This is a genomic window from uncultured Helicobacter sp., from assembly GCF_910577135.1.
Lineage (GTDB): Bacteria > Campylobacterota > Campylobacteria > Campylobacterales > Helicobacteraceae > Helicobacter_C > Helicobacter_C mastomyrinus.
In genome coordinates this window covers 1-14,843 of sequence record NZ_CAJTLL010000006.1, presented here as the reverse complement: position 1 = coordinate 14,843, position 14,843 = coordinate 1, and the positions used below count along the sequence as shown (strand labels likewise).

The 14,843-nt window shown below is 38.6% G+C and carries 13 protein-coding genes and 1 CRISPR repeat array; of the genes, 8 read left to right on the top strand and 5 right to left on the bottom strand.

The genetic code is table 11. The annotated features are described in order from the left end of the window. Nucleotide 1 precedes the first annotated feature (1 nt). The 6 genes from hisA (at nucleotide 2) to QZ289_RS04230 (ending at nucleotide 7,715) form a co-directional block, all read left to right on the top strand. Nucleotides 2-718, top strand: a complete 717-nt coding sequence (hisA, locus tag QZ289_RS04255; RefSeq protein ID WP_295699570.1) for a 1-(5-phosphoribosyl)-5-[(5-phosphoribosylamino)methylideneamino]imidazole-4-carboxamide isomerase — start codon at nucleotides 2-4, stop codon at nucleotides 716-718. A gap of 506 nt (nucleotides 719-1,224) precedes the next feature. Next, nucleotides 1,225-1,686: a DMT family transporter gene (locus tag QZ289_RS04250; protein WP_295699568.1), complete on the top strand. Its 462-nt coding sequence runs from the start codon at nucleotides 1,225-1,227 to the stop codon at nucleotides 1,684-1,686. Nucleotides 1,687-1,768: 82 nt separating this feature from the next. After that, nucleotides 1,769-4,846, top strand: coding sequence for a type II CRISPR RNA-guided endonuclease Cas9 (cas9, locus tag QZ289_RS04245; protein ID WP_295699566.1), 3,078 nt, complete (start codon nucleotides 1,769-1,771; stop codon nucleotides 4,844-4,846). A 1-nt stretch (nucleotide 4,847) separates the two neighbouring features. Beyond that, nucleotides 4,848-5,813 (top strand): type II CRISPR-associated endonuclease Cas1, encoded by a 966-nt coding sequence (gene cas1, locus QZ289_RS04240; protein ID WP_295699565.1) that lies wholly within the window; start codon nucleotides 4,848-4,850, stop codon nucleotides 5,811-5,813. Continuing rightward, complete coding sequence (gene cas2, locus QZ289_RS04235) at nucleotides 5,776-6,099, top strand: CRISPR-associated endonuclease Cas2 (protein ID WP_295699563.1); 324 nt, start codon at nucleotides 5,776-5,778, stop codon at nucleotides 6,097-6,099. The genes cas1 and cas2 overlap by 38 nt, the downstream gene beginning before the upstream one ends. Before the next feature lie 336 nt (nucleotides 6,100-6,435). Beyond that, nucleotides 6,436-7,000: a CRISPR direct-repeat array (repeat unit 36 nt; unit sequence ATTTTAGCATAAAAGAATTTAAGAAGCGGCTAAAAC). Nucleotides 7,001-7,343: 343 nt separating this feature from the next. Continuing rightward, nucleotides 7,344-7,715, top strand: a complete 372-nt coding sequence (locus QZ289_RS04230) for a YopX family protein (RefSeq protein WP_295699561.1) — start codon at nucleotides 7,344-7,346, stop codon at nucleotides 7,713-7,715. Nucleotides 7,716-7,879: 164 nt separating this feature from the next. Here the strand turns inward: QZ289_RS04230 and miaA are convergent, their stop codons facing one another. The 4 genes from miaA to pseH are packed head-to-tail and all read right to left on the bottom strand — an operon-like array spanning nucleotide 7,880 to nucleotide 12,577. Next, nucleotides 7,880-8,779 (bottom strand): tRNA (adenosine(37)-N6)-dimethylallyltransferase MiaA, encoded by a 900-nt coding sequence (gene miaA / locus QZ289_RS04225; RefSeq protein WP_295699560.1) that lies wholly within the window; start codon nucleotides 8,777-8,779, stop codon nucleotides 7,880-7,882. After that, nucleotides 8,776-9,888, bottom strand: coding sequence for an alanine--glyoxylate aminotransferase family protein (locus QZ289_RS04220; protein ID WP_295699558.1), 1,113 nt, complete (start codon nucleotides 9,886-9,888; stop codon nucleotides 8,776-8,778). The genes miaA and QZ289_RS04220 overlap by 4 nt, the downstream gene beginning before the upstream one ends. 59 nt (nucleotides 9,889-9,947) lie before the next feature. Then, a complete protein-coding gene (gene pseI, locus QZ289_RS04215; protein ID WP_295699556.1) occupies nucleotides 9,948-10,976 on the bottom strand; it encodes a pseudaminic acid synthase in 1,029 nt (342 codons plus the stop codon). Beyond that, a complete protein-coding gene (gene pseH, locus QZ289_RS04210; protein ID WP_295699555.1) occupies nucleotides 10,973-12,577 on the bottom strand; it encodes a UDP-4-amino-4,6-dideoxy-N-acetyl-beta-L-altrosamine N-acetyltransferase in 1,605 nt (534 codons plus the stop codon). Before pseH ends, pseI begins: the two co-directional genes overlap by 4 nt. A 602-nt stretch (nucleotides 12,578-13,179) precedes the next feature. Between pseH and QZ289_RS04205 the strand changes: the two genes are divergently transcribed. Together QZ289_RS04205 and QZ289_RS04200 are read left to right on the top strand one after the other, a co-directional pair. Continuing rightward, nucleotides 13,180-13,584: a multidrug efflux SMR transporter gene (locus tag QZ289_RS04205; RefSeq protein WP_295699553.1), complete on the top strand. Its 405-nt coding sequence runs from the start codon at nucleotides 13,180-13,182 to the stop codon at nucleotides 13,582-13,584. Continuing rightward, nucleotides 13,581-13,895, top strand: a complete 315-nt coding sequence (locus QZ289_RS04200; protein ID WP_295699550.1) for a multidrug efflux SMR transporter — start codon at nucleotides 13,581-13,583, stop codon at nucleotides 13,893-13,895. Before QZ289_RS04205 ends, QZ289_RS04200 begins: the two co-directional genes overlap by 4 nt. A 785-nt stretch (nucleotides 13,896-14,680) precedes the next feature. Here QZ289_RS04200 and QZ289_RS04195 read toward each other — a convergent pair. Beyond that, the coding region (locus QZ289_RS04195; protein WP_295699867.1) for a methyl-accepting chemotaxis protein at nucleotides 14,681-14,843 on the bottom strand (163 nt) is incomplete at its 5' end.

Sequence of the window (14,843 nt, the reverse complement as noted above, 5' to 3'; positions counted from 1 at the left end):
TATGGCACTTGATATTTATCCTGCGATTGATTTAAAAGATGGAAAAGCAGTGAGGCTTTTTAAGGGCAATATGCAGAGTGCTACGATTTATGGTGAAGCATTGGATTTTGCTAAAAAGTTTGCTGATATGGGTGCGAAATATTTGCATATCGTGGATTTAGATGGGGCATTTGCAGGTAAGCCACAAAATCTAAGAGTGATAGAGAATATCGTGCAAAACACAGCACTTAAGGTGCAGCTTGGAGGGGGGATTCGCAATGAGGAAACGATTAGGCTTTACACACAAATGGGGGTGTCAAGGCTCATACTTGGCTCCATAGCACTAACACATTGGGAATTTGTCAAAGAAATGGCACAGGGTTATCCCATAGCTGTGGGTATTGACGCACGTAATGGCAAAGTAGCAGCACAGGGCTGGGCAGAAGAGAGTGCTATGGATTCAAAGGATTTAGCACAACAATTCGCAGGTAGTCCGGTGCAGGCTATTATCTGCACGGATATTAATCGCGATGGGGCATTAAGCGGGATTAATATATCTTTTACCCAAGACGTTGCCTGTCATAGTGGCATTTATACTATTGCAAGTGGAGGATTTGCAAATGTTGATGAACTAGAGATTCTTAATAAGAATCCACATATCAGCGGTGTTATCATAGGAAAAGCATTTTATGAGGGAAAAATTGACCTTAAAAGAGCCTTAAGTATCTATGCTAAATAGAAAAGCACTAAATGCCTTTATTACCCACAGCCTCTAAAAGTAGGGTAGGGCGTAAGTACTTAAGCCAAGATACCCACTTATGCCTTAGCGCTAGTCTATACTTAGACTCATCGCATCAATTTGTTCCTTATAAAAATAGATAAACTCTACCCATTCCTTTATTATTGTGCGATTTATTTTTTTATGCAAGTGAGAATTACCTCACTTGTGGGGAGACTAGAGATTCTCTACCTTAAAAACTAACTTGATGAATAAGACAACGTCTTAGTCATAAGTGCGTCCTTTTGTCCTCAAGGGCTATCGCCCTTTGCGAGATTAAATCCCTTCGGGATTGAATGGTGCGAAGCAGATTTTATATCTGCAAAGCAAGACCCTTTGCGAGTGTGGATTAGCACTTCGTGCGAATACGGCGATTACATCGCAACAGCAAGGGCATAGGAGAGACTAGAAAATCCGCAAAACAACTCTTATGTTATAATCAAAGAAAATCATACAAGGACATAATAATGTTTTATATTATTGCATTTTGCATAGGAGTAGCCCTAGCAATACAGGCACCGATTAATGCGGCTTTGAGCAAATCACTTTCAAATGCTTCTTTAGTTGCTGCTCTTATTTCTTTTAGCATAGGGACATTGTGTTTATGTCTTTTAGCATACGCTTATGGTATGCTCAATACCCATACGCTAAAGGCAACTTTACATCAAGAATGGTGGAAATATTTAGGTGGATTTTTAGGGGCGTTTGCTGTATTTGGCACAATACTTTTATCCCCGAAAATTGGACTTGCTAATATGTTTTTACTCATCATCTTGGGACAGATTCTCACAAGCTCGGTGCTTGATCATTTAGGTGCGTTTGGCTTGCCTATCAAAAGCCTTTCATTGCATAAGATTATAGGCTTGCTTATCATCGTCGCAGGACTTTTTGTATTTTTTTACAAGGATATATTCAAAATTCATACATAACTTGCTTTTCTGTTTCATAATCTCATAAAATAATATACAATAATGAGATTGTATATTAGAATCTTGGCTAAAAGGAACATTAATGAAGGTCTTAGGATTTGATATAGGGATTACAAGCATTGGTTGGGCGTATGTAGAGGGTAATGAGTTGCAAGATTGCGGAGTGAGAATCTTCACCCAAGCAGAAAATCCAAAAACAGGAGCACCTTTAGCATTGCCAAGACGGGAGGCACGAAGCACAAGACGGAGATTAGCACGTAGAAAAGGCAGACTTTATGCCTTAAAACAGCTGATATGCAAGGAATTTGGCTTGAATGTGGATGATTATTTAAGCGATGATGGAGATTTACCAAAGGCTTATATCAATACCAAAGACACCAAAAGCCCTTATGAATTGCGCACTTTAGCCCTCACACAAAGACTAGAACACAAAGATTTGGCTAGAGTGATATTGCATATCGCTAAACACCGCGGCTATGGGAACAAACACGCAAGGGAAATGGATAATGCTAAGCAAAGTGAAAATGGCAAGATTAAGGCTGCCATTGAAGCAAACAAACGTATTTTGGACGAAAAAGGCTACAAAAGTGTGGGTGAATATCTCTATAAAACATTTTATCAGCAAGAACGAAGTGATAGTGAGAAAAAAGGTAGCACAAATAGTAAAGAATTTCAAAATGTGCGTAATAGAGGCGAAGGTTATTATCAACGTTGTGTGGCACAAAGTGAGCTCAAAGCAGAACTAGAACTGATTTTGCATACACAAAATACATTGGGTGTGAGACTAGCTGAGAATTTTTGCCAAAAAATTATAGATATTGCCTTTTATCAGCGTGAGTTAAAGGATTTTAGCGATAAGGTAGGTAAATGTGTGTTTTATGAGGAGGAAAATCGTGCAGCTAAAAATACTCTAAGTGCGATGGAGTTTATCGTCCTTACACGCATTATTAACACCTTGCAATCTATCAGTAAGCAAAGTGGTGAAGTCTATGGTAAAGATATGATTACACAAATTTTACACATCGTGCTTGAAAAAGGAGAGATAAACTATAAGGCATTGCGTGAGATATTGCAATTGCCTGAATCTATGCGATTTCCTAAAGATTCTAAACTTGATTATACTAAAGAGTTAAGCGTGGCAGAAAAGGCGGCATTTATTGAGTTTAAGAATTTTAAAGCATTCAAAAAGGCTTTGAGTGGGAGCTTTGATGGGCTTTTACGTATGGATTTAGATGAGATAGCTACATATATCACGCTCATTAAGGATAAGATCAAGCTAAAAAGCGCCCTAGAGCGATATGCTCTCGCTGATACACAAAAAGAATCTTTAAGCACACTAAGCTTTGCAGGGCATATTAACCTTAGCCTCAAGGCATTAGAGCAGATTCTGCCTTTTATGCGGGAGGGGTTAAAATACGATGAGGCTGTGCGACAAGCGGGACTAAAAGAATGGAGAAAGAGGGCGCAAAAAGATAATCTATTATCACCGCTCAATGAATATGAACCTTATTTGGCAAATCCCGTTGTGGCAAGGGCGATGAGTGAGTATCGCAAGGTGCTAAATAGCTTACTTAAGAAATATGGGCAGATGCATAAGATTCATATTGAATTTACACGTGAGGTAGGCAGGAGTTTTAAAGAGCGAAACAATATTATAAAGGAGCAAAGGGAACAATTTGCTAAAAATGAGAAGGCAAAAAAGCAATGTGAGATTCTAGGGCTGCCCCTTAGTGCGATAAATATTCTTAAAGTGAAGCTATGGCTAGAGCAGGGGGAGTTTTGCGTGTATAGTGGGGAGAAAATTACTAGAGCGCATTTACTTAACTCTCAAATACTGCAAATTGACCATATTTACCCTTATTCGCGTAGTTTTGATGATAGCTATTTGAATAAGGTGCTTTGCTTTACGAAGGAAAATCAAAATAAGCACAACAAGACGCCTTTTGAAGCCTTTGGGGGAGATACAAAGAAATGGGAGCAAATCAAAAGCTACTCGCTGAAGCTCCCCAAGCCAAAGCAGCGCAGAATCTGCAATGAACATTTTGTAGAAAAAGAGAGTGGCTTTATCCCTAGGAATCTCAATGACACAAGCTATATTGCAAGGCTTTGTGCGAATTGGACGAAGGATTGCTTAGAATTTTTGCCTTTAAGTGAAAGTGAAGTAACCATCTCCGGAGAAAAGGGCAGCAAAGTGCATATAGAGGTAGTAAGTGGGAATCTCACGGCGATGCTAAGGCATTATTGGGGATTGGGGGAAAAAGATAGGGATAATCACCTCCACCACGCATTTGATGCGATTATTATTGCCTTTAGTAATGCAAAAATGATTAAAGCTTTTAGCGATTTTAAAAAGCAGCGAGAGCTGAATAGAGCGAGATTCTACGCCAAAGAAATGGCAGAGGCTGACTACAAAAAGCAAAAAGTATTTTTTGAGCCTATGGCGTATTTTAGGGAAAGGGTATTGGCAAAGGTGGATTCTATCTTTGTTTCTAAGCCTCCGCGAAAACGTGCTAGAAGGGCATTGCACGAGGAGACATTTTATTCTTTTGGTGATAAGGCTTTAATGAAACAATATGGCGGACAAAAGGGTATAGAAAAGGCAATAGCACTGGGCAAAATCCGCCGCATTGGCACAAAAATCGTTAAAAATGGCAATATGGTGCGTGTAGATATTTTCAAACATAAGCAAAATGGCAAGTTCTATGGTGTGCCTATCTATACAATGGACTTTGCATTAGGAATCTTGCCTAATAAAGCGGTAGTAAGCGGGAAAGACAAGGAGGAAGTCATTAAAGATTGGCTAGAGATGGATAATTCCTACGAATTTTGCTTTAGCCTCTTTAAAGATGATTTAATCTTAGTGCAGAAAAAGGATATGGAAAAGGCAGAATTATGCTACTTTGTAAGCTTTGATTCTGCTTTAGCACAGATTCAAGTTGAAAAGCATAATAATAAACTTGAGGGCTTAAGCGACAATGAAAAGCTGCTTTATACCAATGCGACAAAGGAAAAAGTCGTGGGAAAAAGCATAGGGATTCAAAACCTTAAAATTTTTGAAAAATATCAAGTATCCTCTTTGGGTGAAGTGCAAAAGGCAGATTTTACTCCGCGCCAAAATATCGCGCTTAAATTAAGTCCAAAATATAAGAAAAGGGGCTAGAATGTTTGATTCTGCCTTTAGGACACTTTTCTTAAGCACTCCTGCAAGGCTTAGCCTCTATCAAAAACACCTTTGTATCGCACAGGAGGGTAAAGATGAGGTCAAAATCCCTCTTAATGATATTTTGTGCCTTATTTTAGAATCTCATCAAATTACCTTGACAAATGCGCTCCTTGACGCTCTTGCACAGGCAAAAATCATTTGCTACACTTGTGATAGCTCTCACTTGCCTAGCGGTATCTTTATGCCATTTTTGGGACATTTTAAAAGCCTCACTATCTTACAGCACCAAATTCAGCTTAGCAAACAAGCTAAGGCAATACTTTGGCAGCACATCATCAAATCAAAGATTCATAATCAAGCCTTGCTCCTACAAATGCAACAAAGAGAAGAGTTTAAAGCATTAGAATCTCTAGCCAAGGGAGTGAAACTCGCAGATAGCACTCATAACGAAGCAAAAGCAGCCTCTCTATACTTTAAGGCACTTTTTGGGAAAGACTTTAGCCGCAAGGTGCAAATCTTTGAGGATACGCAGATAGGGCTTATAAATGCTGCGCTTAATTATGGCTATGCGATTGTGAGGGGTATGATTGTGCGAAGTCTTTGTGCGAGCGGGCTAAATCCTGCATTAGGGATTAATCATAAAAATCAATTTAACGCATTTAATCTTGCTGATGATCTGATAGAGCCTTATCGTGTTTTTGTAGATTCACTTGTAGTAGAGATGTATCAAGGTGGGGAGCTTGACACAACCTTGAGTCTTGAAAATCGTGTAAGGTTAGCAGGGGTCTTAAGTGCAGCAGTGATGGTAGAAGGCAAGTGCTATCCGCTTAATCGTGGGAGTGTGATGAGTGTGCAGAGCCTTGCATCTGCTATTCAAAAAAGCACATTTACCTTAAGGCTACCAATATTTTGCAAGGACAAATCCAATGGAAGATATATTTATGAGAGTGCTAGTGATGTTTGATATGCCAACATACACCAAGAAAGAGAGGAAGCTTTATGCTAAGTTTCGCAAATATCTTATACAAGATGGTTTTATAATGCTTCAATACAGCGTATATATGAGAATCTGTAAAGGTGTTATAAGCGCTAATCATCATTTAGATAAGATAAGTCTTATCGTACCTCCCAAGGGGCACATTCGGGGTTTAATCCTCACAGAAAAGCAATTTGATAATATGCGGCTTTTACTTGGCAAACCAAATGATAACCAAAAAGCCAATGAACCTAAACAGCTCACGCTTTTTTGATATGTCTTTGTAGAGTTTGTATTTTTGGAATCTTAGCTTATGAAGGATTTTTGAGCATTTTGGCATAAAGTTAAGATGGAGATATTGTTTGCTCTAAAATCTTAGATTTTGCAGAAAATATAATGAAATTGAGAAAAATTTGTGGGTATTTTTATGTAAAAATAAGGGTTTTTAGGTATTGAAAACCTGCGGGGACCCTAAACCCCTTATTCTAGCCGCTTCTTAAATTCTTTAGAGCAGATTATACTCTTAATTTGCTTAAAATCTTTATATCGAGATATTTTAAGCTTACTATATTGCTAAATCACCGCACCATACGTTGTTTTAGCGAAGTGTATTTTAGCATAAAAGAATTTAAGAAGCGGCTAAAACTTAGAAAGCATTTGGATTATCCTATACGATATTTTAGCATAAAAGAATTTAAGAAGCGGCTAAAACACTGGAACATGAAAGGCGTAGTGAAAGTCTATTTTAGCATAAAAGAATTTAAGAAGCGGCTAAAACTACAGGAAGAGGTACCAATATCATATGAAGATTTTAGCATAAAAGAATTTAAGAAGCGGCTAAAACCATCAATCCTTTGGCTGCTTTAGGTATGCAATTTTAGCATAAAAGAATTTAAGAAGCGGCTAAAACACTGTGGTGACTATTCAATATTCTTATACTATTTTAGCATAAAAGAATTTAAGAAGCGGCTAAAACTTGCTCAGAATTCTGTTCAGTGGCGCGTTGAATTTTAGCATAAAAGAATTTAAGAAGCGGCTAAAACATGGAATTATTTAGCTGTTCATATTGAGCAATTTTAGCATAAAAGAATTTAAGAAGCGGCTAAAACCCTCTGGGACAAATGAAAAAACAATTCTATATTTTAGCATAAAAGAATCTAAAGGGTAACAAACGCAAGAATAGGCAAATTAAAATACATTAACTCGGTGCTATTATGTTTGATTCGTTGGAGGAGGAGGGTAGTTCTTGCCTTACTCTATGAGTATGGCTGGTTAGAATAGATTTGCAAACAAAGTTATGTTGTAATAGCCTCTCTATTGTTTCAAGTTGAAATCCTACAATATCTTAAAAATATATCTAAAGCTAGTATTTCCTTAATAATAATCTATATAATATAAAATTTAATATCTACGTTAAACAAGCCGATACTTATTATAAATAATATCATAATATATGAAGACACTTGAAAATTACAAAAAGCCCTTAGAAGTTAGCACAGACAACACAAAGGAAGTAGTATGAGAGTAAGCAACTTAGACTTTAGAATCTGGGATAGTAAAGAAAAAAAACACATCAAAGATAACTTCAATATCTTTTCAGTGCTTGGCGAATATATCGCCAAAAACCGACCTAAGGCGGAGCGCACTCTTGAAATTGAACTATGGACAGGTTATAAAGATAAAGAGGGGCGCAAAATATATGAAGGCGATATCATAGAAGATGTATCAGTGAAACCCGAGCCTATCAAATGGCAAGTCGCCATAAGCAAAGACACAAACAGAATGATTGCCAATATTCCAGTGAAGCATTTTGAGCTATCTTTTAAAGGGGATAACTTGATATATGCTAGAATTGTAAGTAATATCCATCTACCTCAAGAAGATAAATGAAACCGATGGATTTAAAGCGTGGCAATGATAAAAGACAATCAAATAACCCCAAAAAGAGAGCTAGTGGCAAATGTTAAGTTTGCCTTTATTAAATATATCAAGCAACAGTATCTCAATATAGAAATCAAGATAAGCATAAGAAATTTTATGCAAAAGTCTCCGCACTATGGAATTTGTAAGAGATATCTTGCCAATGCCTCCTCTAATACCTCTTCTTCTAAATGCGTGACTTGGGAGAATTGTGTGCGGTTGAAAGTGCGTTGGCGTTTGGCAAGTTGGCAAGTGTGGAAATATATTTGCTCCTTTAGGGCTTCAAGTGAATCTATCTCCCCTTGTAAAAATGCTACACATTCCTTTGTGCCAATAGCTTGTAGTGCAGGGGCTTGTGCGCCATAGGATTCTAAAACAAGGCGCGTTTCCTCCACAATGCCGCTTTCTATCATTTTTCCACACCGTAGAGCGATACGCTCTCTCAATGCTTCACGTTCGCGCTCTAATACAAAAATCTCAATATGATGGGCAAAAGGTATTTTTTTGTGTGTGGCAAAATATGTGCTAGGGGGTATGGCTGTGGCTTTGAAAAGGGCTAGGGCTTTGTGGATTCTGTATGTATCAGTAGGAGAGAGGCTCTTAGCATATTTTTCATCAATTTCCTGCAATGCCATATATTGCGCGGAGAGAGAACCTAGAGAATCTACCCATTCTTTACAAGATTCTAAAGGTGGCATAGGGCTTAAACCCTCTATAATGCTTTTAAGAAAAAAGCTACTTCCCCCTACAATTAGTAGTGGCTTACTAGGTGGAAGCTGTGCGATAGCCTGTGCAAGCAGATTCGCAAAAAGCATTGCATTGCTTCTTTGATGGGGCTCTAGGAGGCTAATGGCGTGATAGCGCACTTGCGATTGCTCTAATGGCGTAGGTTTAGCCGAAGCAATGTCAATGTATTTATAAATACTTAAAGCATCAAGGCTAAAAATCTCGCAATCATACTCTAAAGCCACGCGGTGGGCTAAGGCACTCTTCCCGCTGCCACTGCTCCCAAGTATGGCGATGAGTTTATTCATCGCATTAAAGCGTAATAAGTTTCTAAAAAGACTTTGTTTGCCACTCCATCGAATGCCCTTAATTTAAGCTCCGCTAATGCAAGTTCAACTGCATTGACCACCCAAACACTCTGCTCTAAAGGAATAAGCCCCATTTGATTAATGCGGAAAATACTTGTTTTGAGCTTATCCTGTCCGCCTGCGACATTAAGCCCAAAACGATTTTTAAGTATTTTTCTCATCTCTGCCGCATTTGCCTCATCATAAATCGTATTCATCGCAAGAGCTGGAGCTTTAGGGTAGATTTTAAGCCCTAAAGATTCTAAAGCCTTTTGCGTGGCAAGTGAACGTGCCTTTGTCTTTGCATACACATCTTTAAAATTTCCATTAAGCATTTCAAAATATTTCGCCAAGCCCGTGATAATGGTAGTAGGGGCTGTCCAAGCGGTTGTATTTTGCCTTTGATTTTTTAGTTCTGTTTTGAGGTTGAAATAAAATCCCACATCGCGCTCATTAACCAAATCAGTAGCATATTGCGACAAGCCGATAATGCTTAAGCCCGGTGGGAGCATAAAGGCTTTTTGCGAACCACCAATAAGTGCGTCAATATGTGTGATGTCAATTTCTTCTACCCCCATCGCAGTAATCGCATCAACCACCACGACAATACGTGGATTATAATCCTTAACCGCCCTAGCAATCCCTTCGACATTATGGCGCAATCCCCCTGCAGATTCACACATCTGTATGCAGAAGCAATCCACATTGCCCTCTTCTTTGAGCGCATTTAACACACTTTCCACACTCGCTGGTGTGTTCCATTCATTCATGATTTCACGATAGGCAATGCGATGTGCCTTTGCAATCTTGCCAAATCGCTCTCCAAACTTGCCACTATTGACACTTAGCATTTTTTGTTGCGTGAAAGTGCATACACACGCCTCCATAGCCCCACTACCGCTGCTTGCAAGCATAAGCACTTCAGGCATTTTAAGCATTGCTAAAAGCCCGGCTTTTGCTTGTGCGAAAATCGCTTCAAATTCAGGGGTGCGGTGATGCAGAGTAGGCTCACTCATAGCATTCCGTAAGGATTCTGGCACGGGGGTGGGACCGGGTGTGAAAAGTAGCATAATGCCTCCTTGAATATGCGAAATAAAATCGCATTATACTTGAAATAACGTTATTTTAGTTATTTAATATCGCTCAGTTGCAAGGGTTGTGCTGCCTTAAGTGCGCGTTTTGCCCTTTTGTTTAGAATCTTTGGCAAATATTTTGGGTGTGCGCCACCATTAGGACGCAAAATAGCGATATTATCATTGCTTAAAGCCTCTCCCTTAGCTATATCTTTACTCACCCAAATGCTTCGGGCAAACTGCCGCCGCTTCTGCAATGTGTGTGCGGGAATGTGCGACTGCTTCTCTCCTAGAGCCAATGCTGTATCGCGTACTTGCCGCACCATAGCGCTAAAAGATTCTTTATCCATACTAAAGGCACTATCCACGCCCCCAAGCGATTTATCAAGGATAAAATGCTTCTCTATCATACTTGCCCCCAAGCTTGTAGCCACAATCGGGCAGAGCGCACCAAGGCTATGATCAGATAAGCCATATTTGATATGATATTTTTTGTAGATTTTGGCTAGAGCAGGCATAGAGGCTAGATTTGCGCTTTCTAGTGGAGCGGGGTATTCGCTTATGCAATGCAAGAGTGTAATGTCCTTGCAATCGTGCTTATGACATATTTTAAGGGCGGTTTTAATCTCTTTATGTGTGGCTACACCGGTGGAAAAAATAATGGGCTTTTTGGTTTTAGCAATAGCTTCTATAAGCTCATAGTGCATTATTTCAAAACTTGCTACCTTATACATAGGGCATTGTAAAGATTCTAAAAATGCCACACCTTTGCTTGAAAAAGGAGAGCTAAAAATGAGTAAGCCTAGCTCCCTTGCGAGAAAAAAAAGCTCCTCGTGCCATTCCCAAGGCGTTTGAGCCTCTTCATAGAGTTCATAAAGGCTGCGATTATCCCATAATGTCCCTCCACGAATGCAAAAAGCCTCCGCATTGCTTTTAAGTGTAAGGCATTCAGGCGTATAGGTTTGAAGTTTCACACCATCTGCGCCACATTCCTTAATTGCATAAATAGAATCTTTGGCAAGTTGCAAACTTTGATTGTGGTTTGCGCTTAGCTCTGCTATGATGAGCGGTTTTTTGACTTTCATAATCGCTCCTTATACATCAATATCACATCATAATATGGCTTTTGTGGGCGTTGCTTATGTGTCATAAAATGATGGAGTTTGCCCTCTTTTGTATAGCCACATTTTTGATAGAATCTTATCGCATTTTCATTGCATTCTAACACTTCAAGATGCAATGTATGTAACTCTAACTTATTAAAGGCAAAGGATTCTAAAAAGGCTAAGATAGATGCTCCCTTGCCTTTTACTTCACAAAATGGACTAGCATATATGCCGATAAAGGCGTGTTTATGCACGAGATTAATGCGTGTGAGTGAGCCTACGCCGATATACTCACCATCTTGCTTCACAAGCCAATATCGCCTTGAGTTATCATTGCGAAGCTGCGCGAGGAATGTTGTATGTGAATCTGCGCTAATATGCGTTGAATACATCCATTGCGCGACTTGCGGGTGATTACGCATTGAGAGGACAAGGCAAGATTCTGTCTCTGTCAAGTCGGTGAAAGATATAGCTTTTAAGGATGGAGATGGGCTAAGGCTAGGCTTTGCTATGGGAGATTGTGCGGTAATCTGTGTGGAATCTTGTGTAAGAGCAATTTGTGTTATAAGCTCATAGAGAGCTTGGGGCAAGAGATTATTAAGAGAGAGATTAGCAAGGGTGGATTTAATAGCCGATAGGCTATTTGTGTGTGAATCTTGGCAGGGATTTGTATGCCATAATTGTAAAAGTGTAAGTGCTTCTAGGGGATTGTGCGCTGTGGCAATTGCCCCTTCTTGTTCCCATTGTGTGATATGTAAATGCTGATTGGGGGCAGATTCTATAATAATGCTTGGAATCTTTAGTGCGATGAGTTCGAGCATACTCCCACCGCCTGCACTAATGGCATAATCGCATTCTTGTGCTTTAGAGAGAAAATATAGGGGCAGGAGATGATTATAAATGCTTATCTTTGGAATATTCTCTCCACCACTATTGTGAGGGATATGGAGATTATGCGTATAGCCATTGCCTAACACAATATGAAAATGATAGGAGGCAAAATTTTGCGATGAGGCGAGTGTGGAGAGCTGATTTACCAATTCTTGCGTGAGATTCTCACTATCTACCCCGCCAAAGCTGACAAATACATTATAATGCGTATGTGATGCTTGAGGGGGATTAATGGGGGGCATTATAGGTGGTATCATATAGTCTTTGCCGCACCATAGATGATAGTGTGAAGACGAAAAATGTGCGTTTGAATGCGGCGTGGGATTAAGGATATAGCTTTGCGGGGGATATATGTCTTGGAAGGTATCATCAAGGCATATCAGGGCTTTACTATGGGATTTTAACAGATAGTAAAACCACTCTTGCGCTTCATAGCTATCGATGATGGCTAAATCAAGCATTTCAGGCTGTGCAGAGAGCCATTCGTAATGTTTGTATTCTATGGATATGGAATCTGCCTCTATCCCTAGCAAACTTTTAAGCGGCGGGGGTGTGAAATCGCCACGATTATGCAAGGTAATAGTCTGCACCTGTTTTGCCTTTAAGCACAGGGCGAGTATTTTCACACATCGATAGAAATGCCCTAAACCAAACTTCGCCCCGCTCTCACAAAAAATATCAATACGCATATAAGCCCTTTTTTTATTTATAAGCTTTATAGCAAAGTGAGTTCCATTCAGGATAAACTGATAAATATACGTGCGGGATTTTATTCATCGATAATATCAAAACCACATATAATAAAATGCTTAGATTCTGTGTATGGTGCGGATACACCGCATATTTCTTACAAGTGAAAGAAAAGTAAGACTAATACTTGCTTATCATACACACGAAATGTTCGCAAATACATTACCTCTAGGCTTGTAAAAGCCTCTGCTAGCACTCAATATTGACTTGATGATGAACAACATCTTAATTTCAAGTGAGTTTTCAAATAAGTTACATTTTTAACTTTGTTTGTATATAGAAATTCTTTTATTAAGAATGCTTAGCGTATGATGCACCTAATGCTTAACGCCTACAAGCAGGAACGCTCTAATATTTATTCTTTTGGATTATAATATCTTTTGGAGCTTATTATGATAGTTTTTGATTTGTGTTGTGGCTATTTTAATACCAGTTTTATTGTTGCTTTTCATTCACATACTCCCGTATAGCACTTTCTTACTCTTCATTTTTCACATTTTGTCGTTTTAATCTTTAATAGGAACATTATAAAGGAGAATCTATGAAAAAATTGACTATTACTACAAATATGGCTTGGGCGTTGGTGCTTTTTGGTGGAATGATTGAGTGTTTTTGGGTGAGCGGGTTAAAATACGCTGATAGCTTTGCACTCTATATGCTTACGGGTATTGGGATTATTGTCTCTTTTTGCTGTGCGGTTATGGCGATGAAAAAAATCGAGGTAGGCGTGTGCTATGCGGTATTTGTAGGCATTGGCACAGCCGGAATTGTGCTAACAGAAATGCTTGTATTTGATGAGCCATTTTCTTTGGCAAAGATTAGCCTTATTATTTTATTGCTTATAGGCGTTGTGGGCTTAAAATTTAAAGCTAAAGAAGATGACGCCCTTGCAGATGAATTGGCTAAAGACTTGGGGCTTGATGAAATCAGTCAGGAGGCGAAATGAGTTGGATATTTTTAATCTTAGCGGGTTGTGTGGAGATTTTAGGAATCATTGCGATGAAACAACTCATACTTACTGGAAAAAAGATTTTTATCTTGGCTTTGGCTCTTATCTTTATGGCAAGTTTTGGACTACTCTCACAGGCAATGCAAGAGATTTCTATGGCGACAGCCTATGCGATATGGACAGGTATAGGCGCAGGAGGTGGTGTAATAGTAGGGATTTTATTTTTTAAAGAAGGTAAGAGTTTTTTAAAACTTTTATTTTTGAGCTTTATTATCGTCTCTAGCATTGGGCTAAAAATACTTTCATAGGGAGTTATAGGGTTTAGAAGTTGGGTTATGTGGATAAACAGCAGAGAGATATATCCTCGAGCAACCCCCCCCCCACTTGTGCTTTAGCGCTAGCCTATACTTGCATATTTAAGCCATCCACCCCTTATAAAGAGAAAATAAAATAGAAAATCTAAACCTTTGAGACTCACTTGATAACTAAAGCGTAGCTTTAGTTATCAAGTATATCCTTTAGGCACACACGAGAGGCTTTACCTTAAGTATGCAAGACCTTTGCAGAGACTTTTAGTCTCAATAGTAAAGGCATAGAGATTCTAAACCCAATAAAACTCACTTGATAAAATTCTTTTTGTTTAAGGGGAGGGGCTTAAATATCCCTCACCCTCTACATTGCTTTCAAGGTATGCACTTTGGTGTGATTTTATTTTTATAGAAGTGAGGATATATCTCAATTGTGGAGAGACTAGAGAATCTAAGTCTCTAATGTTGAATATCCTTGTGGGATTTCATCTAGAGAAGCAAATGCTTCACTCTCTATGCCTTTTACAAGAATAAATAAACAAATAAACAAAACAAACAAATAGATAAATAGGAGATAGTAGATAGATAGGATAATTAAGGTAGATAAAGAGATAAACTCAATAAGCAAATAGCTAAACAAATAAAGAGATAGCCAAATAGATAGAATAAATAAAATAGCTACTAGATAGTGCTAATTAATATAGATAAATGGCTAAGCAAGTAAAGAGTTAGGTAGTTAAATAGTTAACTCAATAAAGAGTTAAATAAATAAAAGTTTATCCCCCCTAAAACTTCTTCTTATTCACATCATCAAGTATATCTCTAGCTACACTATCTACTCTCTCACTGATTTGAGCACTTGCATTCGCTATTTCTACATTCTCTTGTGTTACAGATTCTAAATGAGAGATAGCTTCATTGATTTGAGTAATACCTGTAGTTTGCTCT

Coding starts and splice junctions, on each gene's coding strand:
- hisA (WP_295699570.1), top strand. CDS start 2: ATGGCACTTGATATTTATCCTGCGATTGATTTAAAAGATGGAAAAGCA.
- QZ289_RS04250 (WP_295699568.1), top strand. CDS start 1,225: ATGTTTTATATTATTGCATTTTGCATAGGAGTAGCCCTAGCAATACAG.
- cas9 (WP_295699566.1), top strand. CDS start 1,769: ATGAAGGTCTTAGGATTTGATATAGGGATTACAAGCATTGGTTGGGCG.
- cas1 (WP_295699565.1), top strand. CDS start 4,848: ATGTTTGATTCTGCCTTTAGGACACTTTTCTTAAGCACTCCTGCAAGG.
- cas2 (WP_295699563.1), top strand. CDS start 5,776: ATGGAAGATATATTTATGAGAGTGCTAGTGATGTTTGATATGCCAACA.
- QZ289_RS04230 (WP_295699561.1), top strand. CDS start 7,344: ATGAGAGTAAGCAACTTAGACTTTAGAATCTGGGATAGTAAAGAAAAA.
- miaA (WP_295699560.1), bottom strand. CDS start 8,779: ATGAATAAACTCATCGCCATACTTGGGAGCAGTGGCAGCGGGAAGAGT.
- QZ289_RS04220 (WP_295699558.1), bottom strand. CDS start 9,888: ATGCTACTTTTCACACCCGGTCCCACCCCCGTGCCAGAATCCTTACGG.
- pseI (WP_295699556.1), bottom strand. CDS start 10,976: ATGAAAGTCAAAAAACCGCTCATCATAGCAGAGCTAAGCGCAAACCAC.
- pseH (WP_295699555.1), bottom strand. CDS start 12,577: ATGCGTATTGATATTTTTTGTGAGAGCGGGGCGAAGTTTGGTTTAGGG.
- QZ289_RS04205 (WP_295699553.1), top strand. CDS start 13,180: ATGAAAAAATTGACTATTACTACAAATATGGCTTGGGCGTTGGTGCTT.
- QZ289_RS04200 (WP_295699550.1), top strand. CDS start 13,581: ATGAGTTGGATATTTTTAATCTTAGCGGGTTGTGTGGAGATTTTAGGA.